Annotated in this window: 29 protein-coding genes and 1 riboswitch; of the genes, 14 read left to right on the top strand and 15 right to left on the bottom strand. The window is 42.1% G+C overall.

The genetic code is table 11. From position 1 onward, the window contains the following. Nucleotides 1-4 precede the first annotated feature (4 nt). Entirely contained in the window at nucleotides 5-259 is a 255-nt protein-coding gene (locus CD004_RS18795) for a hypothetical protein (protein WP_102264143.1), read from the bottom strand. A 105-nt stretch (nucleotides 260-364) separates the two neighbouring features. On the opposite strand from CD004_RS18795, the gene CD004_RS18790 reads away from it, so the two are divergent. The 6 genes from CD004_RS18790 (at nucleotide 365) to CD004_RS18765 (ending at nucleotide 5,901) form a co-directional block, all read left to right on the top strand. Beyond that, nucleotides 365-928, top strand: a complete 564-nt coding sequence (locus tag CD004_RS18790; protein ID WP_102264142.1) for a TVP38/TMEM64 family protein — start codon at nucleotides 365-367, stop codon at nucleotides 926-928. A gap of 1 nt (nucleotide 929) precedes the next feature. Further along, nucleotides 930-1,934: a F510_1955 family glycosylhydrolase gene (locus tag CD004_RS18785; protein ID WP_102264141.1), complete on the top strand. Its 1,005-nt coding sequence runs from the start codon at nucleotides 930-932 to the stop codon at nucleotides 1,932-1,934. A 277-nt stretch (nucleotides 1,935-2,211) separates the two neighbouring features. After that, nucleotides 2,212-2,790 carry a sulfurtransferase TusA family protein gene (locus tag CD004_RS18780; protein ID WP_102264140.1) on the top strand — a complete coding sequence of 193 codons (579 nt, stop codon included), beginning with the start codon at nucleotides 2,212-2,214 and terminating at the stop codon, nucleotides 2,788-2,790. Nucleotides 2,791-2,802: 12 nt separating this feature from the next. Next, nucleotides 2,803-3,192, top strand: coding sequence for a DsrE/DsrF/DrsH-like family protein (locus CD004_RS18775; protein WP_102264139.1), 390 nt, complete (start codon nucleotides 2,803-2,805; stop codon nucleotides 3,190-3,192). Between the two features lie 27 nt (nucleotides 3,193-3,219). Continuing rightward, nucleotides 3,220-4,341, top strand: a complete 1,122-nt coding sequence (locus CD004_RS18770) for an MBL fold metallo-hydrolase (protein ID WP_102264138.1) — start codon at nucleotides 3,220-3,222, stop codon at nucleotides 4,339-4,341. Between the two features lie 129 nt (nucleotides 4,342-4,470). Next, entirely contained in the window at nucleotides 4,471-5,901 is a 1,431-nt protein-coding gene (locus tag CD004_RS18765) for a bifunctional metallophosphatase/5'-nucleotidase (protein ID WP_102264137.1), read from the top strand. Between the two features lie 453 nt (nucleotides 5,902-6,354). On the opposite strand, the gene CD004_RS18760 is transcribed toward CD004_RS18765, so the two are convergent. From CD004_RS18760 to CD004_RS18730, 7 genes are all read right to left on the bottom strand, one after another. Then, the gene (locus CD004_RS18760) at nucleotides 6,355-6,942 is read right to left on the bottom strand and encodes a peroxiredoxin family protein (RefSeq protein WP_102264136.1); all 588 of its coding nucleotides are present in this window, start codon (nucleotides 6,940-6,942) and stop codon (nucleotides 6,355-6,357) included. After that, nucleotides 6,939-7,544 carry a hypothetical protein gene (locus tag CD004_RS18755; RefSeq protein ID WP_102264135.1) on the bottom strand — a complete coding sequence of 202 codons (606 nt, stop codon included), beginning with the start codon at nucleotides 7,542-7,544 and terminating at the stop codon, nucleotides 6,939-6,941. Before CD004_RS18755 ends, CD004_RS18760 begins: the two co-directional genes overlap by 4 nt. Next, on the bottom strand, nucleotides 7,541-7,954 hold the full coding sequence (locus CD004_RS18750) for an OsmC family protein (RefSeq protein WP_102264134.1): 414 nt from the start codon (nucleotides 7,952-7,954) through the stop codon (nucleotides 7,541-7,543). The genes CD004_RS18755 and CD004_RS18750 overlap by 4 nt, the downstream gene beginning before the upstream one ends. Before the next feature lie 68 nt (nucleotides 7,955-8,022). Beyond that, complete coding sequence (locus CD004_RS18745; RefSeq protein ID WP_226678732.1) at nucleotides 8,023-9,090, bottom strand: HAMP domain-containing sensor histidine kinase; 1,068 nt, start codon at nucleotides 9,088-9,090, stop codon at nucleotides 8,023-8,025. Beyond that, nucleotides 9,077-9,772: a winged helix-turn-helix domain-containing protein gene (locus tag CD004_RS18740; protein ID WP_226678730.1), complete on the bottom strand. Its 696-nt coding sequence runs from the start codon at nucleotides 9,770-9,772 to the stop codon at nucleotides 9,077-9,079. Before CD004_RS18740 ends, CD004_RS18745 begins: the two co-directional genes overlap by 14 nt. 303 nt (nucleotides 9,773-10,075) lie before the next feature. Beyond that, the gene (locus tag CD004_RS18735; protein ID WP_102264132.1) at nucleotides 10,076-10,789 is read right to left on the bottom strand and encodes a cytochrome c biogenesis CcdA family protein; all 714 of its coding nucleotides are present in this window, start codon (nucleotides 10,787-10,789) and stop codon (nucleotides 10,076-10,078) included. A 271-nt stretch (nucleotides 10,790-11,060) separates the two neighbouring features. Then, nucleotides 11,061-11,246, bottom strand: coding sequence for a hypothetical protein (locus CD004_RS18730; RefSeq protein WP_102264131.1), 186 nt, complete (start codon nucleotides 11,244-11,246; stop codon nucleotides 11,061-11,063). Between the two features lie 43 nt (nucleotides 11,247-11,289). On the opposite strand from CD004_RS18730, the gene CD004_RS18725 reads away from it, so the two are divergent. Continuing rightward, complete coding sequence (locus CD004_RS18725) at nucleotides 11,290-12,192, top strand: LysR family transcriptional regulator (RefSeq protein WP_102264130.1); 903 nt, start codon at nucleotides 11,290-11,292, stop codon at nucleotides 12,190-12,192. Nucleotides 12,193-12,260: 68 nt separating this feature from the next. Here the strand turns inward: CD004_RS18725 and CD004_RS18720 are convergent, their stop codons facing one another. From CD004_RS18720 to CD004_RS24510, 6 genes are all read right to left on the bottom strand, one after another. Then, nucleotides 12,261-13,847: a YVTN family beta-propeller repeat protein gene (locus tag CD004_RS18720; protein WP_102264129.1), complete on the bottom strand. Its 1,587-nt coding sequence runs from the start codon at nucleotides 13,845-13,847 to the stop codon at nucleotides 12,261-12,263. Between the two features lie 28 nt (nucleotides 13,848-13,875). Further along, complete coding sequence (locus tag CD004_RS18715) at nucleotides 13,876-14,487, bottom strand: 4Fe-4S binding protein (RefSeq protein WP_102264128.1); 612 nt, start codon at nucleotides 14,485-14,487, stop codon at nucleotides 13,876-13,878. A 16-nt stretch (nucleotides 14,488-14,503) separates the two neighbouring features. After that, entirely contained in the window at nucleotides 14,504-14,899 is a 396-nt protein-coding gene (locus CD004_RS18710) for a c-type cytochrome (RefSeq protein ID WP_102264127.1), read from the bottom strand. 85 nt (nucleotides 14,900-14,984) lie between these two features. Continuing rightward, on the bottom strand, nucleotides 14,985-15,527 hold the full coding sequence (locus CD004_RS18705) for a cbb3-type cytochrome c oxidase subunit II (protein WP_102264126.1): 543 nt from the start codon (nucleotides 15,525-15,527) through the stop codon (nucleotides 14,985-14,987). A 15-nt stretch (nucleotides 15,528-15,542) separates the two neighbouring features. Beyond that, nucleotides 15,543-16,916, bottom strand: a complete 1,374-nt coding sequence (locus CD004_RS18700) for a cbb3-type cytochrome c oxidase subunit I (RefSeq protein ID WP_158651596.1) — start codon at nucleotides 16,914-16,916, stop codon at nucleotides 15,543-15,545. A 221-nt stretch (nucleotides 16,917-17,137) separates the two neighbouring features. After that, entirely contained in the window at nucleotides 17,138-17,260 is a 123-nt protein-coding gene (locus CD004_RS24510) for a hypothetical protein (RefSeq protein ID WP_264191041.1), read from the bottom strand. 146 nt (nucleotides 17,261-17,406) lie between these two features. Here CD004_RS24510 and CD004_RS24505 point away from each other — a divergent pair, with 146 nt between their 5' ends. From CD004_RS24505 to CD004_RS18665, 7 genes are all read left to right on the top strand, one after another. Next, nucleotides 17,407-17,541: a hypothetical protein gene (locus CD004_RS24505; protein WP_023626701.1), complete on the top strand. Its 135-nt coding sequence runs from the start codon at nucleotides 17,407-17,409 to the stop codon at nucleotides 17,539-17,541. A 492-nt stretch (nucleotides 17,542-18,033) separates the two neighbouring features. Beyond that, the gene (locus CD004_RS18695; protein ID WP_102264124.1) at nucleotides 18,034-18,513 is read left to right on the top strand and encodes a DsrE/DsrF/DrsH-like family protein; all 480 of its coding nucleotides are present in this window, start codon (nucleotides 18,034-18,036) and stop codon (nucleotides 18,511-18,513) included. A gap of 27 nt (nucleotides 18,514-18,540) precedes the next feature. Further along, nucleotides 18,541-19,119: a sulfurtransferase TusA family protein gene (locus CD004_RS18690; RefSeq protein WP_102264123.1), complete on the top strand. Its 579-nt coding sequence runs from the start codon at nucleotides 18,541-18,543 to the stop codon at nucleotides 19,117-19,119. 43 nt (nucleotides 19,120-19,162) lie between these two features. Next, nucleotides 19,163-20,284, top strand: a complete 1,122-nt coding sequence (locus CD004_RS18685; RefSeq protein WP_170030003.1) for an MBL fold metallo-hydrolase — start codon at nucleotides 19,163-19,165, stop codon at nucleotides 20,282-20,284. Nucleotides 20,285-20,358: 74 nt separating this feature from the next. Then, on the top strand, nucleotides 20,359-20,586 hold the full coding sequence (locus CD004_RS18680) for a sulfurtransferase TusA family protein (RefSeq protein WP_023626705.1): 228 nt from the start codon (nucleotides 20,359-20,361) through the stop codon (nucleotides 20,584-20,586). Between the two features lie 102 nt (nucleotides 20,587-20,688). Then, nucleotides 20,689-21,465 (top strand): sulfite exporter TauE/SafE family protein, encoded by a 777-nt coding sequence (locus CD004_RS18675; RefSeq protein WP_102264121.1) that lies wholly within the window; start codon nucleotides 20,689-20,691, stop codon nucleotides 21,463-21,465. Nucleotides 21,466-22,540: 1,075 nt separating this feature from the next. Continuing rightward, nucleotides 22,541-24,370, top strand: a complete 1,830-nt coding sequence (locus tag CD004_RS18665) for a M6 family metalloprotease domain-containing protein (RefSeq protein WP_102264119.1) — start codon at nucleotides 22,541-22,543, stop codon at nucleotides 24,368-24,370. A 32-nt stretch (nucleotides 24,371-24,402) separates the two neighbouring features. On the opposite strand, the gene CD004_RS18660 is transcribed toward CD004_RS18665, so the two are convergent. After that, a complete protein-coding gene (locus tag CD004_RS18660; RefSeq protein WP_102264118.1) occupies nucleotides 24,403-25,305 on the bottom strand; it encodes a diacylglycerol/lipid kinase family protein in 903 nt (300 codons plus the stop codon). A gap of 453 nt (nucleotides 25,306-25,758) precedes the next feature. Beyond that, nucleotides 25,759-25,901, top strand: a riboswitch (cyclic di-AMP (ydaO/yuaA leader). The last annotated feature ends 117 nt before the right edge of the window (nucleotides 25,902-26,018 follow it).

Genomic DNA, 26,018 nt, shown 5'->3' with positions numbered 1-26,018 from the left:
GTAATTACAGGCTATTCATATGGCCGCTATCCATCATATTAAAGTTTTTGCTCGGCATGGCCCCGTTTGTACCATGGCAGTCATTGTACATTTGCTTGACTTCTTCATCGGACAAGCCTGGGTGCATATTTTCAATTAACGGCTTCATTTGGCCAAAATTAAAAGTACCTTTACCTTCTGTCCCTTCCTCTGCAAAGGCAGCAGTACTTGCTCCAAATATCAATGCTGCGCCTAATAAACTTAACGTAAGTTTTTTCATGTCTTGGTCAGCTCCTTTCAGGTATACATAAATTTTACCGGGACAGTTTGCAAAAACTAAGCAGAAGCAGTGACAAAGTTTTGAAATTTAACTGGAGGCTGGCATATGTCATTATTAGAAACTCTATCTGGCCAGCCGGTTTGGTTTGCCATTATCATTAGCCTTGCAGTCAGTATAGTGATCGCAATAGCCGGTATTATTCCGAGTGCTTTTGTGACAGCGGCAAACATCGTTTATTTCGGATTTGTCTGGGGACTTTTTCTCTCCATTATAGGCGAAGCTTTAGGGGCGGTCATAAGTTTTATTCTGTATCGGAAAGGGCTTAAAAAGCTGGGTGGCAATATCGATTCATCAAGAACGATTAAAGTTCTGGAAAGGCTCAAGCAAACACATGGCATGGAGGCGTTCATGCTGGTGATTTTACTAAGACTTTTTCCGTTCGCTCCATCCGGACTCGTCACTCTGGCCGCTTCATACAGCGCAATGGGGACATGGACTTTTACTGTATCAAGTACAATAGGGAAAATTCCGGCCCTCTTTATTGAGGCATATTCAGTACATACTGTACTTGGTTGGGAAACTGAATATCAGCTTGCTGCTACCATTTTTGCAGCAGTGGCTGGAATTTGCTACTATTACTGGAAAAAAAGAAGAAAACGGAGGAAGTAGTATGTTTAACAATAGATTCATTTTGGTCACAACCCTGGCCGCTGGAATGTTCGTATTTACTGGATGTTCAGGTGAAGAAAATCAGGAACAGGCAAAGCCTGCTTCTGAGGAAAATAATGCAGAGAATGAGGAGCAAAAGCAATCTGAGGAGGTATCAGAGGCTGATTTTATCATAAAGGCTGCTCCGCAAAAAATTGATCATATTCACGGAATTGGTTACCCGGGAAATGATGAGGGTTTATATGTCGCCTCCCACCATGGTTTGAAGATATTCAAAGATGGTCAATGGCTGGAAACGACTGACGAAAACCATGACTACATGGGATTTCAGGCTTTTGAAGGTGGCTTTTTTGCAAGTGGCCATCCAGCAGAGGGCTCAGACCTGAAAAATCCGCTTGGCCTTGTGAAAAGTACCGACAAGGGCAACACACTTAAAAAAATAGCTTTTTACGGGGAGAGCGATTTTCATTTTCTTTCTGCTAGCTACAAGGATGACGTCTTATACTTGATTAATGAAGAGCCTAATTCTGAGCTGGAGCGAGGCGTATATGTCTCCAAAGATAGAGGTGGAGCATGGGAACTTGTAGAACTTAATGGACTTACTGCAAATTCCCTTGGGATGATTGCAGTTCATCCTGAAAAAGGCGGAACTATAGCGATGTCTACGAGAGAAGGGATTTTTGTTTCGAACGATTATGGGAAGACCATGGAAAGAGCTGGAGATTATCAAATGGTTACGGCTGCAGCCTATTCTAAGGGGGCCTTGTATATCGCACCAGTCGTGAATGAAGAGATTAAGCTAATCAGACTTTCAATAGAGCAGGGAAATGCAGGGGAGGAAGTGACCATACCTAACCTGAAGTATGACAATCCGATTACTTATATAGCTGCTGACCCAGAGCAGGAAGACCGGATTGCATTCATTACCATCCTGAACGACCTTTACGAAACAGAGGATGGCGGGAAGACTTGGAATCAGCTTTTGGTCAACGGAAGAATTGAATAGGTGGGGCCGCGGCATCATTTGCTGTGGCTTTTTTGGCCTTTTCGCTTTTGTAGTAGACACTACTCTCCCTGGGATACATACCTGACAAATGGTTTCTAAAATTATTGCAAGTAATAAGCAGGAACAGCAACCAGGCAAAAATGGTTGCTGTTTTTTCATGTTTTTTTTTACAATATACGCATAGTTTTTACCTCGGGAGGTATATATACTAGGGAGTATTTTTACAGTATGGATTCCGGGAATTCATAAATACTAATGTGAAGGAAGGGGGATTACTATGTCAATTTCTGCGGATAAAGTACTGGACGCAAAAGGACTTGCGTGCCCAATGCCGATTGTCAAAACAAAGAAAACCATGAATGAGCTGGAGCCTGGCCAGGTTATCGAGGTGCAGGCAACGGACAAAGGATCGACAACTGATTTAAAAGCATGGGCTGAAAGTACAGGCAATCAATACCTCGGTACAATAACTGAAGGAGATGTGCTTAAACACTATCTCCGTAAAGCCAGTGATGATGAACTCAATAATGAAACGCCTCACCCACATACAGCCTCTCTTGAAGAAGTATTGGCTAAGCTTGATGGGAATGAAAAAATAACGATTCTCGATGTAAGAGAATCTGCTGAATATGCTTTTGGGCATATTCCGAATGCGAAATCAATTCCACTTGGAGAACTAGAGCAGCGTTTCAATGAACTGAACCCTGAAGAGGATGTTTATATCATTTGCCGCTCTGGCTCAAGAAGTGACATGGCAGCGAAAAAGCTTGCTGAAAAAGGATTCAAAAAACCAATTAATGTTGTTTCTGGAATGAAGGACTGGACAGGCCCGACCGAAACATCAGTTGAAAAATAGGAGGAACCAAAAATGAAAGTAGCTATCATCGCCTCTAACGGCGGAATGTTCGACGCATACAAAGTATTCAATATCGCGACTGCAGCAGCAGCAACAGACGCAGAAGTAGGAATTTTCTTCACATTTGAAGGGCTTAACCTGATCCATAAGGAAGCGCACAAGCAACTTCCTATGCCAGCAGGGACAGAACACTTCCAGGAAGGTTTCGCAAGAGAAAATGTTCCTCCTGTAGAACAGCTTGTTGAAATGGCAGCTGAAATGGGCGTCAAAATGATTGCCTGCCAGATGACAATGGACGTAATGTCTCTTCAAAAAGATCAGTTCGTTGAGGGGATCGATGTAGGCGGTGCTGCTTCCTTCCTGCACTTCGCAAGTGACGCAGACATTACGCTGACATTCTAAAAACCAAAGTAAAACAGGAGGAATCAAATGGTAAAGACAATCTCAGCAAAAGAAATAGCGCAAAAAGTCATTAACCATGAAGACCTGTTTATCATTGATGCAAGAAATACAGATGACTTCGATGATTGGAAAATTGAAGGACGCAATGTAATAGTCCATAATACGCCATACTTTGACCTGCTTGAAGGTATTGATCCAATAAAGGATGTATTGCCTAAAGACCAGGATATTTACGTTGTATGCGCAAAAGGTGGTTCGTCAGAGTTTGTTGCCGAGCAAATTGAAGAGGCTGGTTATACGAATGTATACTCTATTGAAGGCGGTATGAAAGCCTGGAGTGAGCATTTAGAGCCTATCAAGATCGGTGACCTTAAGAATGGCGGATCGCTCTATCAATTCGTCCGAATTGGGAAAGGATGCCTATCCTATCTTGTTGAATCAAATGGCGAAGCTGCCATCATCGATACAAACCGGATGATTGAACAGTATGAGGAATTCATGTCAGGCAAGGATTTCAAGCTTATTGCCCTGTTGGATACCCACCTTCATGCTGACCATATTTCGGGTGGTAAGAAACTTGCTGATAAAGTGGGAGCCAAATACTATCTCCCTCCAAAAGATGCAGAAGAAGTGACTTTCCAATATGAACCTCTTCAAGATGGCGATGAAATCAAGGTTGGAAACACCGTGATCCATGCATTGTACTCTCCGGGCCATACAATCGGAAGTACTTCGTTCATCATTCATGACCAATATTTATTGACTGGTGACATTCTGTTCATCGACTCAATCGGACGCCCTGACCTGGCCGGCCTGGCTCAGGACTGGGTGGGCGACTTGAGGAGCACTTTATACAAGCGCTATAAGGAACTCGCTGATGAACTGCTGGTCCTTCCAGCCCACTATATGGGAATCAATGAAATGAATGATGACGGCAGCATTTCCGAAAAACTTGGTGTCCTTTATGCCGAGAACCACGGTTTGCAAATCGACAGTGAAGATACGTTCAGGAAGACAGTTACCGAGAACCTTCCGCCACAGCCAAATTCCTATCAGGAAATCAGGCAGATGAATATGGGGAAAATCAATCCGGATATCGAAGAGCAGCGGGAAATGGAAATCGGCCCTAACCGCTGTGCAGTTAGATAAACATGAGGACAAGGAACAAAAAGGGGTACCTAATAAGGGTACTCCTTTTGACTAGAAAGGATTTTTCCATAAGCTTCATGCACATCAGGAGGCTTATGGAAAAATCCTAAAAAGTAGAGGAGAGGTACTATGACTAAGTTGACGATTATACAACAAAACGATACCCATGGGAGCCTGGATCTCCACCCTGAACTATTCTGGAAAGAAAACAAACCTGAACTGCGTAAAACAGGTGGATTTCCGAGAATTGCGAAGTATATCAAGGATTTTAAATCACAAGCAGATAATGTTTTATTTCTGGATGGGGGAGACCTGTTTCATGGAACACTCCCTTTAGTAGCGTCGAAAGGCGAAGCAATTTTACCAGCATTGGAAAAAATGGGGCTGGATGGCTGGGTCCCTGGGAACTGGGATTTCGCCTACGGAAAAGAGCAATTGTCCTCTCTGGTAAAAGCATTGCCTTTTCCCTCTGTCGCCTGCAACGTTAAGAAACAAGAAACAAATGAATCGTTTATGAACCCATTTATCATCAAGGAGCTAGAGGGCGTCAAGGTCGGTATCATAGGTCTGACTTATCCGTATGTCGATGAGACCATGCCGGAAAGCTTCTCGAAAGGCCTTGCGTTCTCTAGAGGTGTGGAGGAAACGCGTGATTGTGTGGAAGAGTTAAAGGATCAGGTAGACCTAGTTGTGGTGTTAAGCCATATGGGGCTCCCTCTTGATGTAGAGCTGGCAACTCTCGTAGATGGCATTGATATAGTCTTGTCGGGGCACAGCCATGACAGGGTAGAAGAGGCGATCACCGTCAATGATACGCTTGTCGTCCAAGCTGGTTCAAGTGCATCATTCCTTGGAAAACTTGATATTACCCTTGAAGGCGGAAGGATGGAGGATTATCGATACGAACTAGTGGCAATTGACGAAAGCTTCCCTGAGGATGAGGAAATGGCTGTAATCATTGCTGATATATTAGAACCGTACAGTAAGGAGCGGGGCAATCTCGTCGGAAAGACCGAGTCTATTTTACACAGAATGACCTTGAATGAAGCGCCGATGGATCAACTGATCACAGATGCCTATCTTCACGCCTATGATAGCGATCTGGCATTTTCACATGGGTGGAGGTATGGTACTCCAATCCCAACAGGGGATATTACCGAGTATGAGCTGCATTCCATCATCCCGACGAACCCCGAAATGTTCACACTCGAAATGACTGGAGAGCGCCTGTTGAATGCCCTAGAGAAGAATCTGGAGATGGTGTTCTCAAGAGACCCGTTCAAGCAAAAAGGCGGATATATCCTAAGGTCTTCTGGATTATTCATGTCCTTCAAGCCCTACAATCCGGAAGGGAACAGGATTCAGAAGCTGCTCGTTGGCGGACAGGAGATTGACCTGAAAAAGAAATACAAGGTTGCGGGGGCCGGCAAACAGCTGTTCAAAGGGGCTGAAGCAGATAAAACCTACCATGGTGTCCATGCTCTTGATGTTATTAAGCAGTATTTGCTGGAAAAGGGAACATTCAAGGCTGATGCAGAACCAAGAATCCTGAGCACCTAGTAATGTTTGGTTTTAATGGACATTTTGAAGGGAAAGTAATGCCCAAATGTCTAAGAAAGAGGTTTTAATGGACATTTCAGAGGCGAAGCAAGGCCAAAATGTCCAAGAAAGAAGGTTTAATGGACATTTCAAAGGTGGAGCAGCGCCAAAATGTCTAAGAAAGAGGTTTTAATGGACATTTTGAAGGGGAAGCAACCGCAAAATGTCCAAGAAAGAAGGTTTAATGGACATTTCGAAGGTGGAGAAGCGCCCAAATGTCTAAGAAAGAGGTTTTAATGGACATTTCAGAGGCGAAGCAGCGCCCAAATGTCTAAGAAAGAGGTTTTAATAGACATTTCAGAGGCGAAGCATGGCCAAAATGTCCACGAAAGAAGGTTTAATGGACATTTCGAAGGTGGACAAGCCCTAAATACCGGTTAACACACAAAAAGTCGCGGCCTCAGCCGCGACTTTTTACTTAACACCAGTAAGTTCCTTCATCATTTTCTCATCCATAGGGCCAACGATTTTCTTCGTAATCACACCATTTTCATCAAGAATATAGCTGGTTGGGATGGTGAATGCCTGGTAGGTCGTTCCGGCGTATCCCTCTTCATCCATAGGAATCGTAAAGGTCAAACCGTACTCCTCAACGAATTTTTTGACTTCATCTGCACCTTTATCCATATTTGTCAGGTTGACAGCGAGAATTTCTACGTCCTGATCATTGTATTCTTCGTAGAAATTTTGCATATGCGGCATTTCGGCCTTACATGGAGGACACCATGTAGCCCAGAAATTAAGGATCACTTTTTTGCCACGGTAATCAGATAGCTTGATTGTTTTTCCATCAAGAGTATTCAACTCAAAATCAGGAGCCTCTGCGCCTTCACGCAAAGAAGAAAGCTTCGCGCCTGGAATATCCTCTGTTGTTTCTACAGATTCGCCTGCTGGAGCTGTTGTGTTCTTTTCACTTTCTGTTGATCCAGGTTTCCAGATATTCACGACAAGAATGACAACAGCCAGCGCTAAAATCGCAAATGATAAAAGATTTTTATTCAATGCTGAATTTCCTCCTTATTAAATCGCTGTAAAATGATTAAGTAAATTCCGAGTGCGAAAATCAATAAATTTTCCACTGATAGCATATCGGAAAAAAGGCTAAGTATTAGTGCTTCAAGCATCAGGAAAAAGATTGCATACTCAACAGCAAGCTTAATGTTTTTGAAGAAAAATAATATGAAGCCTAATAAAAGGACCGTCTGTATAGCGGTTGCGAGATAGTCCTGTGAGAATGCAAATAACCCTGTCCAATACAGTAAAAAGAATATAAAGTAAACAGGAAGATACTCCTTGATGGTGTTGCCCTTTTTCCTTGCTAGCCAATATAAATAGAGTGCGATTCCAATATATGCAAGGATCTGGCCTTCTGTACCGCCATTAAAGTAGAGAAGGGAGAAGGGAGTATCAATGAACAGCTTAAAATTGAAGACTGCATAGCTGAGTTTATACACAGCTATGTAAAGGAAGAAGCTGTTCCAATACCAATCATCGATACTCTTTTTCTCCTTGGCCCGGTAAATCAGGGCTCCGATAAAAATGGCAGCAAACGCTGCAAGCAAATCCGCAGGCAGCGTGAATCTGCCGAAAGTTATATAGTTCAAGCAACATCACCTTTTTTTGGCTGTTCTGACGTGAACTCAATCTGATAACCGATGTCGATACTGCCGATTACAGATTGAATCATGCCGCAATTTTTCAGGACAAGTCCGGCAAGCTTTTCAGCATGATCAGCCTTGTCCATAGTATCAATCTGAACACGTACATTAAAGATCAGCTGTTCAACCCGGTTTGCCTCTTCCGGATTCCTGGTCGCTGACACTTGTACGTCAATTCTTTTATAGTCTATTCTCTTTTTGGTGAGAATATTTGCGAGCACCGAGGTGCTGCATCCAGTTAAAGAGGATACGAACAGCTCCATAGGTCTGTACCCCATCTCAGTATTTGGAGATATTGGCAAGAACCCATATTCAAGCTGGCCAATCAGTTTTCCATTATAGTAGGTAAATTCCATCACAATCGCTCCCTTTTTACGAAAACTTCATTTACAGTCCAGTATGTAATCGTATTGTTAAGGAATGATTAAGAATTTAGGTGGATTGGAATCGTTACCCAGAATGTGTGCTTATGACCATCTGTATCAACGCCGATTTTCCCTTGATGTGCATCAATGATACTTTTGGCAATGGCAAGTCCGAGCCCTGCGCCATCTGCTTTTGTGCTGCGTGATTCTTCAAGCCTGTAAAATCGTTCGAAAATGAGTTCTTTCATCTCCGGATCAATGTATTTTCCTTCATGGGAAAAAGTGATTTTGTATACCTTACCATCAGGCTGTGCAGCAATTGAAAGATTCTCGCCAGTATCATAATCTATGATATTTTGCAGCAGATTGGATAGGACTTGCTTTAAGCCGTCTTCATGACCAAAAATGGGTGCATGTTCTATATGCTGATTGACTGTTTCGAATTTGTTCGATAACTTCAGCTGGAAGGCTGCCAGTGATTCTGCGATGACTTGTTTCATATCAGTTATTTCAAACTGTTTCTCAAGAAAGTAAACTTCTTTATTCCACGCGTCAAGCTCAGATATCAGGTCAACAATCCTCGTAATCCGCTTGGATTCCTCCAAAAGAGAGCCGAATAGCTCGCGGTCACCTGATAATATCCCGTTATGAAGGGCTTCAAGATAGCCATTGATATTTGTTAACGGAGTCCTCAACTCATGGGCAATATCTCTTAACATTTCTTCCCGTCTTGTCTGTACTGCAGAGAGAGTTTCTGACATGGCGTTGAAATTCGTTACTAGTTCACCCAATTCACCGCTTGCAGAGACATCTATTTTCGAAGGAATCTTGCCTTCCTTGATTTGGTTGGCGGCAAAAGCCATTGTCTTCACCGGTTCCACGATTCGCTTTACTGAAAAATAATGCAGAAGCCCGGCAATGACAAATGCAATGAAACTAACTTTAATAAGGAATGAATTCAATGTGTCAACCAGCTGCGTCCCAGTCACCTGTTGGTTATTGACAAGGAAGCAGGCGTAATCTTTCACGGATATACCTGCAAGCATGATGACAAGCAGGATGACGACGCTGTTGACCGCCACGAGTTTAGATAGTAACAGGTCTGCCAAGCTTTTAATTCGCCGCAAATTTATACCCCATTCCTCTTACTGTCTGGATATAATCTTTGGGTGTTTTTTCTTTAATTTTTTCACGGAGGTTCTTGATATGGACGTCAATCGTCCGCTCAGTAACGGCCTTTTCGTGGTTTTCATAAATTGTGTCGAGTATTTGTGTCCTAGAAAGGATTTGTCCTGGATGCTGCATGAACATATGAAGAAGCCTGAATTCAAAATTGGTCAAATCGAGTAGCTCGCCATCAACCATTGCCTCGCCTTTTGCAGGCTTGATTGTAAGACCTGTAAAAGTCAGTTTCCCGCATCTGCTTGCCGTCCTTCTTAACACCGCTTCAACCCTGACCATCAGCTCAGCTGGACTGAAGGGCTTTACGACATAATCATCGGCTCCAAGCTTGAAGCCATCGATCCTGCTTTTCTCGGAAGCCTTTGCAGTCAGCATAATGACAGGCATCATGCTTTCCAGGTCATTGCGAACCCAGCGGCATATTTCTTCACCGCTTTTTCCGGAGAGCATCAGGTCAAGAATGAGGATGCATGGATCATATTTCTCAATCATTTCCTGAGCGACGATCCCGTTGTCAGCTTCCAGCACCTCAAAGCCTTCATTCGTCAAATAAATCTTAACAAGTGTGCGGATTTTAGGGTCATCTTCAACGACGAGTACACTTTTGCCAATCAGTTCTTTCTTCACTACATATGTCACTCCTTAACACTGCCTTATATCAACTATATAAGTTGTACTAGAAAGTTTACCTTTTCATTTCGCTCCAGGTGCTTCGCTTTCCGCGGTGGTCTGGGAGCCTCCTCGGCGCAAGCGCCTGTGGGGTCTCTCACTGACATTTCATCCCACAGGACATTGATTGACTTCCTCGAACCTGCCCACGCACGATGGAAATGCGATAGCATTTTCGGAGGAGTCTACGCGCCTTCCGCTCCATAAAATCGGTAATTGTTAAGTTCAACTTATTTAATGAAAAGCTTTACAGCAAATTTCTTAAACTCCGAATAAGCTATAAGCAGACAGCCAGGCACTGATTTTCTGCATTTGCCCTGAAAGGACAAGGAAGCCCATTCCTACCATTATCATACCATTCACGAGTGCAAGCTTAGAAAGATATTTGTTGATCTTCTTGATTGCTTTTAATGAATAAGAAATGACAAAAGAAATGATAAGGAAAGGGACTGCCATTCCAAGAGAATATGAAGTCAGCAGGTACATGCCCTGATATAGAGTATCGGAAGAACTCGCCAAAAGCAGGATGGAGGAGAGTGCAAGTCCGACACAAGGTGACCATCCACTCGCAAACGCCATACCAAGGAACACGGAACTGAAAGCTCCTTTCGGTTTTGTATCGGAATTAACCTTCTTTTCCATCATCAGAAATTTAATGTTCAGCAAGCCAGCCATCTGCAGGCCGAAAATGATGATCAGCAATCCAGCAATTTGCATCACGATTGTCCGGTAATTTGCAAACACCTGTCCAAGGAACGATGCAGAGGCTCCCATGACGATGAAAATCAAGCTAAAACCGACAATGAATCCAAATGAACGGGTAAAAAGTGTTGCACGATCCACAGCTACTTTAGATCCCTCAATCTTCCCGCCAGTCAAATGTGTTATGTAAGCGGGGAGGAGCGGGAACACACATGGTGAGAAGAATGATAAAATACCAGCAGTAAAAGCAAAAAATAAACCAATTTCCGTCATTATAAAGTTTCACTCCTTTTCTGTAATCTATATTGTGATGTTTTTGTTAAGGGTTAATTAAGAGTGTTAAAATTATACCCCTATTGGTATTGTGTATTATATTGTATAATTACTGTAGGAAACTTTCAAATTTAATCTCTGGTAATCAAGATTATTGCATTTGATTGCTAGTATACTGTTTCAAGGAAAAAAATAAAACCTAGGAGTTCTCCTAGGTTTTTTACAACATTATTTTATCTCACAATTCAAACCCTATGTGGTATAATGCCAATTAATGATTTAAATTTCTTCTGATACCGAAATAAGTGAACAGGGAAACAGTGGATAAAATGGCCAATGAGGCAATTTCGAATTTCACGTCGCGGTATGTGACGGAATCATCCTTGGTAAAGTACATCAAACCGAAAATAAAAACAGATAATACGATAACGGTAATAATGATATCTACTTTCTTCATTTTATTCCCTCCAATTCTTATAGTATAAAGGGGTGCGATCATATTGAATCTGGAACATTTAAAGACATTCATAGCCGCTGCTAAATATGAGAGCTTCTCCCAGGCAGGGAAGATGCTGAATCTTTCCCAACCAGCCGTCAGCCATCAAATCAGTCAGCTGGAAACTTATTATAATAAACAATTGTTTATCAGGGCCAATCGCAAAATCAAATTATCAGAGGCTGGAAAAACATTGTTTGAACATGGCCAGCAGTTGATAGCATTGAATGAGAAACTTGAGAATCTTCTGGCAGAAGGGGACTCAAGTCAATCAATCAAGATTGGCTGCAGCAATACAATAGGTGAATGCCTGATCTCAAAGATGGTCCAGGATTTCCTCAAGCTGAATCCTGAAATATCAAGCAATCAAATTCAAATCACCATCGGCACATCTGTGCATATTACAGATTTACTTTATGCTTCTGAAGTTGACCTTGCTCTTGTCGAGGGGCAAGCTGGCCGTTATGACTTTATTTCTCATGAGTTCTATGATGACTTGCTTGTTCTTGGTATTTCTCCACAGCTTAGGGCAGATCCGGCAAACCAGGACCCTACAACTCTCGAGCAAATGACCTGGCTGATCAGAGAGCCGGGCTGTGCGATGAGGCAGGCTACGTTGGATTTGTGGAATGGCTTGAATATCAAACCAGAATCCGTCCTTGTTTATAATAGCAACACACTCATCAAAGAAGGTGTAAAAAATGGACTTGGCGTCGCAGTCTTTTCCAAGTTGGCAATCTGTCCTGAAATTCACTCAAGGCAGCTTATTGTCAGTTCTTTCAAAGACAGGGACCGATTCCGCCCATTCTTCCTGTTAAGAAAAGATAAACAGTTCAAGTCCAATCTGCATGAAAGATTGTGGAACTTCATAAGAGATTTAGATGGAAACCCTAATGCTTCCTGTTAAGAAGCATTAGGGTTTTTCTTTTGGCCAGCTGCAGCGACTAGCCCATTGAGTCGCTGCGCTTTTTGTCCTTATTCTTTATCCTTTTCTTGCTCAGCCAATTCCATTTCAAGCTCAGTCTGGATTGATAGTGACTTATGCTCGTCAGAAGCCAGGTAATCGATGATTTGCTGTCTCTGTTCATCGGTCATTTTAGCTCCATTTCCTTTCATGCGGTCAACAACTGAAGTCCATGCCTCAGGGCCTTTACTGTTGTTTCGCATGATTCGGCCGATATCATGGCATGTCAGGCAAGTGCCGAGGAAGGCTTCTTCATTGACATTCCTCGCATCTGGGAAAACAAGTGTGGAAGCTTTCTTGATTTTGTTGGCTTCTTCCGCATTGCCTTTCTGGTGAGCCAGAATTTGGTCTTTTGGCACATTTGTTTTGATTGCGATTCCGTTAGGGTTCAAACCAACAGGAATTGTCTGTCTGAAATCCTTCTTTTTTGTAAGGTCGATTTTTGTAAGCGTCTTATCTCCCCAGTTAGAACCGAACATCGTGCTGCCATCCGGGCTCCAAGCGAGCCAGTGGATATTCTGGACACCCCAGATTTTCCTGACAATTTTATAATTATCTTCCGGATCCATAACAGTCAAATAACCGGCACCATTCTGAGAAGTATACCAATATCCGTCTGGACCGAGGTAAGGAATATTAGTTCCTGGACCTGTCTTGATGGTTTTGACGAACTTTAATTTGTCTGCATCGATGATGGAAATTGACCCATCGTTACGATTCCCTGAGGCTAAATCATACGTATCCCCCATGAAGCTAACATTAACAGGTTTTGGGATATCTCCGAATTTCTTTAGCAGCTTCTCGGATTCGGCATCATAAATTGCCACTTCATTGTCAGCTGTATTGGCAACCGCGACAAGCTTCCCGTCGTTAGACATATCGAGACCTGAACCTGTTCCTTTTCCGTAGTCAGTCTCTGTTCTTTCCAGGTATCTCATATCACCAGTTTCAATGTCGATGACTGTGATGAACGATTCTGCCTGTAAGCTGACGAATAGCTTTTTGCCATCAGGAGTGACGTTCAAATCCCTTGGCTTTTTACCAACATCTTTGAAGACTTTTACAAGCTCAGCTTTTTCAGCATCGATCATTCCGACCGCGCCAACTCCGTTTAGTGAGGTGAAGGCATATTTTCCATCCCTCGAAAAAGTCAAATGCTGCGGTGCAGGATCGCTGTCAAAGCCAGGGAAATCAATATTATGGGATTCAAGTGTCTCCATATTGATGGCTAATAAGCTTGTTCCATAACGCTGGGTAGCAAAAGCCCACGACTGGTCTTTATTTAAGTGAACATGGTGGGGGGTGCCTGAGCTCTGGATGTATTTTACCGGATTGCCGGTTTTGATATCAGCGATGGCAATACCGTTACTAACTTCGTTTGCAGACAGGATCCAGCCCTCGCCGTCCCAATCCATATTGGTATCCGCGTTTCCGTTCGGCTGGTCTTTCCACCAGTTAGAAGAATAGTCCTCATGGATCGGAGGAAGTTCTTTTTCGTTCTTATTATCAAGTGATGCATCTTTTACTGCGGCTTCAGAACAGGCAGTAAGTGAAATTGATAGTAGTGCGAATGCTGACAGTTTCAAAATTTTATTCATTTATGTTCTCACCTCGCTTTGGTTTTCTTTAGAACCATCCAACAAGCAGGACTAGTACAAGGGCAGTTGTTGTACCCCATGTAATCCATACTCCTGGATGTGTAAGCCATTGAGTTTTGTCATCCACACGTGAAATGCCCTGGGCAAGTCCGTATGGGCAGACTTTACAGAATGAGTTCCTTGCCTTGTAGGATAAAGCTGTAAATAAAACAGCAGTTGATGTCACAAGGAAGAAGTATTTGTTCATTTTAAAGTTAACGAGTGATTCCCAGATTGTAATCGGGTTATAAAAGTAACTTACGGTCGCGTAAGCCATGAAGATGCTTACAACGAAAGCTAGCAGGAAGGTTATGACCTTACCTTTGTCACCTAATTTCGCTTCAATCTTGTTCAAAAGCATGCTGAACGTATTGTGCGGACATGCATATTGGCAAAATGCTCTGTACACGATCATTGATAGTGCGAGGAAAGCCATCAGGAATAAGAATAAGAAAACGAAAAATAGATAGCCAGCTTCATAGGATAATTCAAATCCGAATAAGAACAGCTTTTCGTTGTCGATATCCATCCTGAAGCCGTTCCAGAACGGAAGTGTGAAAATAATGATGAAAAATGCCCATCTTGTTATAGTTTTACCCACTAGAATCCCCCTTTCTTTATCTATAGTCCTTTAAGTATTCATAGACCATGTCGATTTCTTTTTCGGTATAAAGATGACCGATAGCCGGCATCGTGTTACGGCCTTTTTTGATTACATTCTTAATGTCTTCCTCAGGCATTCTGTCAGTTACTCCGCTTAGGTCAGGTGCCGCACCAGTGGCGTGGCAGCTCAGGCAAGTGCCTTCAAAAATAAGTTCCCCTTTATTATCCTGTGGAGCAGCAGCAGGTTCGACTGCAAGCTTACCAGGCATGAAGATCGCATACCCGATCGCCCAGATGGCCACAACATAAAATACAACTACCAGGAGCTTTGGCACTCTATTGTGTTCGATTTTAATATCAGAGACAATATCCGCCTCTTTGCTATCATGTTGCTGATATTCTTTTTTCATTTTTTTACACCTGCCTTTTAAATACTGATATAGGTGTTCATTGCCTTGAATCAACTGGATTCAAGGCAATGAACATTAATAGAGCTTAGTTATGGTCCATGGACTTTGCTTCTTCCCGTTCTTTCTTGTACTCTTCCAATCTTTCTTCTGTTGGCTTGAGGCTCATCAAGTAAGCGACAAGATCATCAAGTTCCTGATTTGAAAGATAATCGAACGAAGGCATGATTGTTCCAGGGCTTGTTGATTGTGGATCAATCAAATGCTGGCGCTGCCAGTCTTCGTTATATTTCAAGCCGACCCACATCAAATCCGGGCCCGTACGGTTAGATCCCAATAAATGGGGCAAATCATATTTGTAGTCGCCGCCCTTAGTAACTGGACCAAGATTTTGGTTCGTATCAGCAGGCAATGCCCTTACGAATTGTGTATGGCAAGTCTGGCAGCCATTCTGGATATAAATTTCTCTTCCTCTTGCTTCAGCAGAATCCTCTGGATAATTGCGGAGCTCACCGCTCGCAGTCGCAGAGTTGATTTCCTGATCGAAGAGGGGAAGGATGACCGTTCCGGCTACACCGAAAGTCCATAGAATCAAAGCAACGATTAATACAGCTGATGGTTTACGTTCCAACGTTTTCCCTCCTCATTAAGCAGAAGCAGCTTGCTGCTGTGCTTGCTGTTTTTTCTCTAGTTTTGCAAGTTTAATAGTTTTATACATGTTCCATGCCAGGAAGAATTGAGCTACATACATCATTGTTCCCCCGATTGCGCGGCCTTGTACGTAAGGTTCCATCATCAATACAGTCTGCAGGAATGGAACACCTTCGATCCATGCGAACCCTTGGACAACACCTGCGATCCACAATGAGAATGCGAATACTAAGAAACCGACAGTAGAGAACCAGAAGTGCGCTTCCATTGCTCTCTTGCTGAACATTTCGCGTCCAACAATTTTAGGCAGGATGTAATAGATTGCTGCGAAAGATGTGAAAGAGAACGCACCAAATGGTCCCATATGTGCATGCCCGACAGTCCAGTGAGTGAACTTTATGACTGAACTTACAGATGGAAGGGCTTGCAACGGTCCCTGGAGACATGCGAATAGGTAAAAAATCGTCCCAGCAACTGTGAAACGAAGCGGTACGCTAGTTCTTGTCTGTGACCAGGATCCTTTCATCGTTCCCCAGAAGTTGGCTAGAACGGCCCAAACCGGGATCAATAGAACGATTGAAGGAATAACTCCGGCTTTTGAGATCCAGCCCGGGATCGGACCATTCATCAGGTGGTGAGGACCATTCCATACATAGAAAGTAGCGATTGCCCAGAAACCAATCATTGATAACTGGTGGCTGTATAATGGACGTCCAGTCAATTTAGGCAGCAAGTAGTAAATCTGCCCCACACCAACTGTTGTCATCCAAAGACCGATGGCGTTGTGTCCAAGGAACCAGCCCATCAAACCTTGCTGTACACCACTTGGAATCCATTGAGCCGGGAAGTTTCCGACAATCCAGGTCAATGGCAGCCATAGCAATGAGCCAAGGAAATACCAAAGACTGACATAAAGCATTTTTTCCTGGCGGCGTCCAACTGTCTTGAAAAGGTTATAAGCTACAAGTCCAATTGCTACAAGAAGCTGAACGTCTACCCATAATGGGAATTCGCCATACTCAATTACCTCGGTTTGGCCAAAAAGCAATGCGAAGAAACCTTCTAATATAACAACGTTATAAAATACGAGAGCGAAATTCCCAAGCTTTTCGCTATAAACCTTCGTTTTAGCTAGCTTTGGAATCATGTAGAACATTGATCCTACATAAGCCATTGATAACCACGCGTAGATGACGAGCATTACGTGTGCCGAGCGAACATGCCCGTAAGTTGTCCAGCGATTGTTCAACAATTCTGGCCAAATTTGTTTTGTTGCAGTAAGAAGTCCCATGGTCATGCCGATGATAATCCAAAAGACAGCAGCGATGAACCAGTTCTTCGAAGAACTCCATTTTTCGTCTGTAAACATTTTGACACTCCCTTGTTCATAAAATAAACACATAAATTTCACAATTTCTTCACAATCTGCTATGTTACATGATACATCCCATAGAGAAATAAAGTTATTCAAGTTTTTTATAGTGCTATCCAATTGTTTTATACTAGCTCTCTAACTGGAAAAAAACCGCGATTTTTAACAATTATGTCAAAAAAAACAGAGCGAAATGATTTCGCTCTGTCAGGGAATTATTAGTTTTGTTCTTCTTTTTTATTATACTTTTTGCGTAGTGTATCAAGGACAAAGATAATCAGGATAGGGACTCCAATATAATAAAGAAAATCGAAGTAAAAACCCAGGGATTGATGTTCCATTTGTTTACCTCCCAAATTAATTTGAACACATTGTAATCCCAAAGTTTTTTTTTTACAACCCCCTAAAAATATACTCTGGACGGTTTCCAAGATTTCTGTTAGAGTAATTCGATAGTATAGGATTTTTAACAATAGGAGGTGTAAAAATGGCACCAGGAGCTTGGATTTTACTATTGGTTATGATTGCATTCACTGCGTCTGCGGGAATCATCTGGGCATGGAGCAAGAAAAACGGGCTTTACGATGAAAGTGTAAAATATAGGATGCTTGATGAAGATTAATCAAGCCTGGATCACAATCTTTACAATCTGCTAATTATAAAGATATTTGAAGCCAGGCTTTTATTTGCTTTTTATTATTCCACTATTACTTCTTCTAATAAATTCACTGCCTTATCTTTTATTTGATTACTATCTTTTCTCACCCTTTTTATCCTGAAAAACTTTTTTCTTCTATTGATAATGTCACCAACTGCAGTTCCCTTCTTTTTTCTTTTTTCAATATATTGCTTTCTAATTCGGACTCAAATTTGAATCAACTTTTCCTAAATAGTGCATATGATGATAATGTCCGCAAAAATCAGTTGTTTTATGGTAAAAAAACCACTCAATTAAAAAAGTCATAAAAAATTCATCATTACGGTTGACAAAGGTATCAATCTTTTATAATATATACCCTGTAAGGTATTTAACAACGTAATCACGTTAGAAAAGATATTATTTTTTTGCAATTATAAATACCCGTTACCGTAAATAACGAAGGGGAGAGAGATAATGGGAGAACAGAAAAAAACAACAATCATTTTATTCAGTGGGGATTATGACAAAGTCATGGCCGCTTACATCATTGCGAATGGTGCTGCTGCCTATGATCATGAAGTGACCATCTTCCACACATTTTGGGGATTGAACGCTCTTAGAAAAGATGAGCCAATCCAGGCTGACAAAGGGTTCATTGAGAAAATGTTTGCTAAGATGATGCCAAGAGGCGCGAATAAATTGGGATTATCAAAAATGAACTATGCAGGTTTTGGACCAAAAATGATCAAGGACGTAATGAAGAAGCACAATGCAATGCCGCTTCCAGACTTGATTGAAATGGCAAAAGAACAGGATGTAAAACTTGTTGCATGTCAAATGACAGTAGACTTATTTGGTCTTACGCAAGAAGAAATCATGGAAGGCGTAGAGTTTGCTGGTGTAGCAGCTTACCTGGCTGATGCAGAGGACGGAAACGTCAACCTGTTTATCTAATAGATACTTTTAATTGGAGGTCGACAAATGGAAACTGTTAAAACAAATGCAACAGTCGATGCAAAAGGGCTTGCATGCCCTATGCCGATTGTCAGAACTAAAAAAGCAATCAACAATTTAAATCCTGGAGAGGTTTTAGAGGTGCTCGCAACGGATAAAGGTTCTAGGGCGGATATCCAGGCTTGGTCTAAAAGCTCTGGTAACCAATACCTTGGAACGATTGAAGAAGGCGATGTTCTTAAGCACTATATCCGCAAAGGCGGTTCAGGTGAAGAACAAGAAGAAACAAAATATCCAAACGTTGTTTCAAACGACGATGTCATCAATAAGCTTGAAGCAAATGAGGATGTTGTTGTCCTTGATGTAAGAGAACCAGCTGAATATGCTTTTGGACATATTCCAAATGCTGTATCTATACCATTTGGTGATCTTGAAAACCGAATCGCTGAACTGGATAAGTCCAAAACAATCCTTGTTGTTTGCCGTACGGGCAACAGAAGTGATATGGCATCTCAGGCACTTTCAAGCAAAGGCTTTGAGAAGGTTTGGAATGTGGTACCAGGAATGTCTGAATGGAATGGCCCAACTGAAACGAAGGTACAGTAATTATTTTTTTTGAAAAAACCATACCCGGGGAGGTAAAATAGTAATGAAAGCAATGACGTCTAAAGAAGTAACTAAAAAAGTATTCAATAAAGAACCATTTTTCATCCTTGATGTCCGCAACGAGACCGACTTCAACGACTGGAAAATCGAAGGAGAAAACTTCGAATACCTTAACGTTCCTTACTTCGATCTTCTTGACGGAGTAGAAGAAATCCTTGATCAAGTACCAACTGATAAAGAAGTTCTTGTTGTATGTGCAAAAGAAGGTTCATCAGTAATGGTTGCTGAAATGCTTGAAGAAGCAGGCCGTGAAGTATCTTATCTTCAAGGTGGAATGAAAGCTTGGAGCGAACACCTTGAGCCAGTCAAGGTTGGCGATCTTAAGGATGGCGGAGCAATGTACCAGTTCGTCCGCATCGGTAAAGGCTGCCTATCTTACGCAGTTGTTTCAAATGGTGAAGCTGCTTTGATCGACGCGACAAGAATGACTGATGTATATCTTGATTTCGCTAAAGACCTTGGCGTTGAAATCAAGCATGTATTCGATACACACCTGCACGCAGACCACATTTCCGGCGGCAGAAAAATTGCTGAAGCAACAGGCGCAACTTACTGGCTGCCTCCGAAAGACGCTGATGAAGTAACATTCATCTATCAGTCTCTTGAAGATGGCAACAATGTAAAAATCGGTGAAACAAATATCGATATAAATGCACTATATACTCCAGGTCACACAATCGGTTCTACCTCTTTTGTAGTAGATGAAAAATATCTTCTTTCTGGGGATATACTATTCATTGACTCAATTGGACGCCCTGACCTGGCTGGAAAAGCTGAAGACTGGGTAGCAGACCTAAGAAACTCTCTTTACACTCGTTACAAGCAGCTTTCTGATGAACTAGTCGTTCTGCCTGCACACTTCATGATTATTGAAGAGTTGAATGAAGATGGCAGCGTATCTGAAAAATTAGGTACACTATTCGCGAAAAACCACGGATTGAACATCGAAGACGAAGCTGAGTTCCGCAGACTTGTAACTGAGAATCTGCCACCACAGCCAAATGCATACCAGGAGATTCGTGAAACAAATATGGGTAAAATCAGCCCAGATGATGAGAAGCAAAGAGAAATGGAAATCGGGCCAAACCGCTGTGCGGTAAGATAAATCTGATAAGGGGGCTTTGCTCCCTGACCGCATTCGAAAATACAGTTTTTCATACAACCAAGGAGGATTTTAACATGAACGTAGCAAAAGTATTAGACGCAAAAGGACTAGCTTGTCCAATGCCAATCGTAAAAACGAAGAAGGCAATCACTGACCTTCAATCTGGAGAAGTACTAGAAATCCATACAACTGATAAAGGCGCTGTAAAAGATCTAGCAGCTTGGGCTCAATCCACTGGTAATGAACTTCTTAAGCATGAAGAAGAAAACGGTGTGTTCAAGTTCTGGATGAAGAAGGCGTAATTGAAGAAAGGGGGAGCTCGTCTCCCTTTTCTTTTGTTTTTTAATAGGATCTTATTTATAGAGAGCTTACCCAAAAAAGTTTTTAAATAAGGAGGAAGCCTGATGGATTTGACTTTTCTTATCGTCATATTTTTTATTGGTTTTATCGGTTCTTATATTTCCGGGATGGTTGGAATCGGCGGTTCAATCATTAAATACCCTATGCTATTATATATTCCGCCATTGTTCGGCCTAGCCGCATTCAGTGCCCATGAGGTTTCAGGAATAAGTGCGGTCCAGGTATTCTTCGCCACTATCGGCGGTGTCTGGGCATACCGTAAAGGCGGATACTTAAACAAAACATTAATCATCTATATGGGTTCCGCGATTCTTGTTGGGTCATTAATCGGAAGCTATGGATCTGGGTTCTTGTCCGAAGGCGGAATTAATCTCGTTTATGGTATCCTGGCATTAATTGCAGCAATCATGATGTTTGTACCGAAAAAGGGCGTAGATGATATCCCGCTAGACCAGGTAACTTTCAATAAATGGCTTGCAGCATTCTTCGCATTTATCGTTGGGATTGGAGCAGGTATCGTAGGTGCGGCTGGTGCATTCTTGCTAGTGCCGATCATGCTAGTTGTCCTGAAGATCCCAACTAGAATGACAATTGCCACTTCATTGGCAATCACATTCATTTCTTCAATTGGATCTACAGTAGGTAAAATTGCCACGGGCCAGGTAGAATTCTGGCCAGCATTGATCATGGTCGTAGCGAGTCTAATCGCATCACCACTCGGTGCAAACGCAGGTAAGAAAGTAAATACGAAGATCCTTCAGTACATCCTTGCAGTATTGATTTTGGGTACCGCTATTAAGATTTGGATGGATATTCTGTAATTTATACAAGACTCCGCTTCCGCGGAGTCTTGTTTTTTTGAGATGAACTACTTTCGTTATTTAGCCAGTTTTTAAGGTGGATAGTTTAATGCTGTCAAGAAAGCCATTGTATTATGAAAGGTATGAAGCGGAGAGAGCACCAAAGTTGTCAAGAATCCAACGTTTTTATGACAGGTTTTAAGCGCTTAGCCCAAAAGCTGTCAAGAATCCGTTGTTATTGTGACAGGTTTCAGATTGAAGAGGCCAAGCTGTCAAGAAAACGTGATTATTGTGACAGGTTTCAGGTTGTAGAGCCCAAATCTGTCAAGAAAGCTTGATTATTGTGACAGGTTTCAGGTTGTAGAGCCCAAAGCTGTCAAGAAAACGTGATTATTGTGACAGGTTTCAGGCTGTAGAGCCCAAAGCTGTCAAGAAAGCTTGATTATTGTGACAGGTTTCAGGTTGTAGAGCCCAAGGCTGTCAAGAAAACGTGATTATTATGACAGGTTTCAGGTTGAAGAGCCCAAAGCTGTCAAGAAAACGTGATTATTGTGACAGATTTCAGGCTGTAGAGCCCAAAGCTGTCAAGAAAGCTTGATTATTGTGACAGGTTTCAGGTTGAAGAGCCCAAAGCTGTCAAGAAAACGTGATTATTGTGACAGGTTTCAGAGTATAGAGGGCAAAGCTGTCAAGAAAACATGATTATTATGACAGGTTTCAGGTTGTAGAGCGCAAAGCTGTCAAGAAAACATTGTTATTATGACAGGTTTCAAGATAAGAGTGAAAAGTTGTCAGAAGCTGATCCAACATCGGACAGGTTAGTAGAAAAGCGGGAGAATCTGTCCGAGCTTAGGTGGCTTCTGACAAAATTTTGAGGGTGAGCCAGAGTTTGGTCTGAACCTTCCAGAAGAGTTAACGAGTTAAATTATTATTTGGTTTATTATGGAAATATAGTTATTTTTTCGGATGAATATTGAAAGATAAGCCTTTCGACTTACTTAAAAAACTATCAAACAATACTTTCTCCCTATTTAGAATATACTGAATATTTTATATTATTTAGGAAATAGAAATATTCTAACAGGGAGTGGATAATGTGTTAAAAGTCCTTTCAACTTCAGCGCTTTCTCTTGCTTTAGCAGGGAGTGCGGTGTTTGCTGGAGTCAGTCCAACTGATTCCACAGTAAAGCCACAAAGTAAATATGAATTAAGCCTTGCACACCATGTAGGTGCTGCTCCAGAGTTAGTAGATAGAGCAAAGGAATTAGGAATTGATATTTCTAAAGTCGATCCAGCCGAGAAGGCTGCACAAAATGGAGCGAAATTCCAGCAGCCTGGCGATAACCATGTGGCTTATAAAGAGGCAACGGGTGATATTCCGGTACTCGTTATTTTGGCTAAGTACAAGGAAGGTGACGAGCCAAAGGGTGACATGACTGGTCAAGTTCCTGCGGAATATTATGAGGATTTAATTTTTGGTGATGAATATAATCCTTACGAGCTGCCACAATTCCAAAAGTATGATGGTCCAGATGTTCCTAAAAATCGCACGATGCAAAACGCTTATAAAGAATCAAGTTACGGAAAAACGAATTTGGTTCGTAAAGAGAACACGGAATTTGTGTGGGTCGAACTGCCAAAGGGTGCCTCTTACTATCTTGACCAGGAAGGCACTTATGCAGAAGGTGGAGTTTATAAGCTTGGAAACGTAAATGGTGATGCACATACAGGTGAATTCATCCGTGACCTGTTGAAAGCAGCGGATGATCAAGTCGACTTTTCTAAATACGCTGATGAAGAGGGAGAAGTTCCTAACGTATTCGTCGTTCATGAAGGAACAGGAGCGGAATACAGCCGTGACCCTGCTCAATTCTGGTCTCACAAGTGGAGCTTGCTAAGCGCGCTTTACTATGGAAAATACTATGAAACTGGCAAGCCTGCCGATGCTGTAGCCGGCATGAGCCAATCTGAATGGATTGCAAAAACAGTAAAAGAAGACATGACATACGACGGTGTAATCGTCAACAACTACAACATCCAGCCTGGTATCGGCGGTAACGTAGCTGGTTTTGACGCAGCGACTAACACTTATAAAGAAGAAGCGAAAACAGGTCCATTCCCGGTACAGACTGGTGTGTATGCACACGAATTTGGACATGCTCTAGGATTGCCTGATTTCTATGATACTGTTTATTCTTCCGAAGGTGTCGGTAACTACTCAATGATGGCTGGCGGATCTTGGATGCGCTATCCTAATAAGCCTGAGTACGGCGGAAACTCTCCAACACACTTCGATCCGTTCTCTAAGGTTTTCTTAGGATGGGCAGAGCCAATTGAAGTAACACCAGAAAGTGGAGTACAAACTATCACGTTACCAGCTGCAAGCAAAGCAGAAGCTGATAACGGCATCGTTAAAATGGAAGTTCCAGGATCAAACGGAACGGAATACTTCCTGTTTGAAAACATGCAGCAAGATGGCTTTAATAAAGGGATGGTACGTCAGGGTGAAGATGCTCATGGTTTAGTTGCATGGCATGTCGATGAAAATGTCATCAACCTTTACCAGACAGCTGGCTTCCGTCCGAACAACGTTGAAAACTGGATGAACAAGCGATTCCAGTTCAACCAGTCACAGACTGCAAGCAATGGTGATGTGGTGACTCACTACGGATTGTCTGTCCTTCAGGCAGATGGTAAGTATGATCTTGAAAAGAATCTTAACCGCGGTGATGCTGCTGACTTCTTCAAGACAGGAGACAAGCTGACTCCAGTAAGCGGAAATGTACACACAGGTTCTTACTACTTCTGGAAGGGCTATGGTGCTACACCGGCTGATTCTGGAATTCACGTAACAGACATCAAGGAAAATGAAGATGGCTCAATTACAGCTAAGTTCTTCTACAACTTTAATTCAAGTGTAAAATAAACACCAAAAAACCTGAGCAGGGGATTCCTTGCTCAGGTTTTTGGTTCATTCTTTTTTTTCGGTACAAAAACATCCAAATGTCCAGGAAGGACTCTGGCCTGGAAAGGCAATGGCTCACCTTCCTCACCATCAATATTCACCACATGCTGTTTGTCAGAAGTTACTTTAAGGGAGGAGGTCCGAATATATTCCACTTCTTCACTTTCCTCCAATTCACCCTTCATAAGCGATGGGAGAAGTGAAGCAATTTTCGGGACTGACATCTTTTTAATAATGAAAGCATGGAACTTGCCATCATTTACGCTTGCATGGGGGGCAAGGGACTCGAACCCGCCAACGGAATTCGTTAGCGCAGCAAGCAGCAGGAAAGTTTGGCCTTCCCATTTACCGTTATCGTGTTCGACACTTATATCGATTGCCTCTCCATTTAGGAACGATTTTGCCCCTTCCATAAAATAAGCGAGTGAACCAAGTCTTGTTTTTAGTTCAGGGCTTACATTGTAAGAAGCTTCTGCAATCCCCCCTACTGCTATGACATTGGCGAAATAATGCTCATTGATTTTACCTATATCAACAGGCTGGAGATTTTGCTCTTCCAGAATCGAAATTGCTTCATAGGGATCCAGGGGAATATTTAGTGCCCTGGCAAAATCATTGACTGTACCTAGCGGGATGATGCCGAGAGCAGGTCGATGGGCTTGTTCAGCTACTCCATTTATGGCCTCGTTGATTGTACCGTCACCGCCCATGGCAATGACCGCATCGTATAAAGCAATGCATGCTTCTGTAGCAAATGCAGCAGCATCACCTTCTTTTTCGGTTCTTCGAATATCTATATCATCGTATTTCTCCCGTAAGGTTTCCTCTATTTTTTCAGCATAGTCAACTGCTTTTTCTTTTCCTGATGATGGATTCAAAATAATCATGGCTTTCATCCACACTAACCTCCCCGAAAATCTATTCACAGAAACAAATATCTCAATCTTATTATTTACCTTAAAATGACTCACCATAAACCGCGTTGTCTCTCTCATTAATTTCACTCGTGTTCGATTGTTGCTCTTAGAATGAATACTGGTATCCACATCATTAAAGGTATAGGAGTCTCTTTTAAAGGAGAATTTCGAATCATACTCGTAAAATAACAGGTCCCGGTTTTCTCTCTTGTTGAGAAAGCAACAAAGTCTACGAAAAGAACCTTTATTAAAGAAGTAAAAATCGAAGAAAAACGGTGATTCAGTAAGAGATACTATGATTTTCCATCAATTTCGGATTAAATTGAGTAAAAAGAGTCATTTTTGGCTTCCTTTTCATGTTTACAAGTGGAATGTGGGAGGAGTATGATTACAACAGTTTCAGATTTCTGAACAAAATTAAATGAGTTTCATATTTCTAAATCGCTGAATCCGAACAGGAGCGGGGGAACCAACTTTGTGGATGCAATCCACTTGGGGTGAGGCCTAATAAAAGGCGGGGCTATTCTGAGCCCTAATCCGACAGCTAACTCCGTAAGCGTTGCAGAAGAGGAAGATGAAGCTTGTGTGACAAGTATGTACAAAAGTCCACAAGGCTGCTATCTTTTAGCCTCTGGGGGCTTTTTTGTTTTGCTGTATTTTAGATATGTCGACTATTTTAAAATTCCAGTAAT

The sequence above is a fragment of the Mesobacillus jeotgali genome, from assembly GCF_002874535.1.
GTDB classification, from domain to species: Bacteria; Bacillota; Bacilli; order Bacillales; family Cytobacillaceae; genus Mesobacillus; species Mesobacillus jeotgali.
The sequence above is the reverse complement of the archived record's forward strand: the minus strand, read 5'-3'. Positions and strand labels throughout refer to the sequence as shown.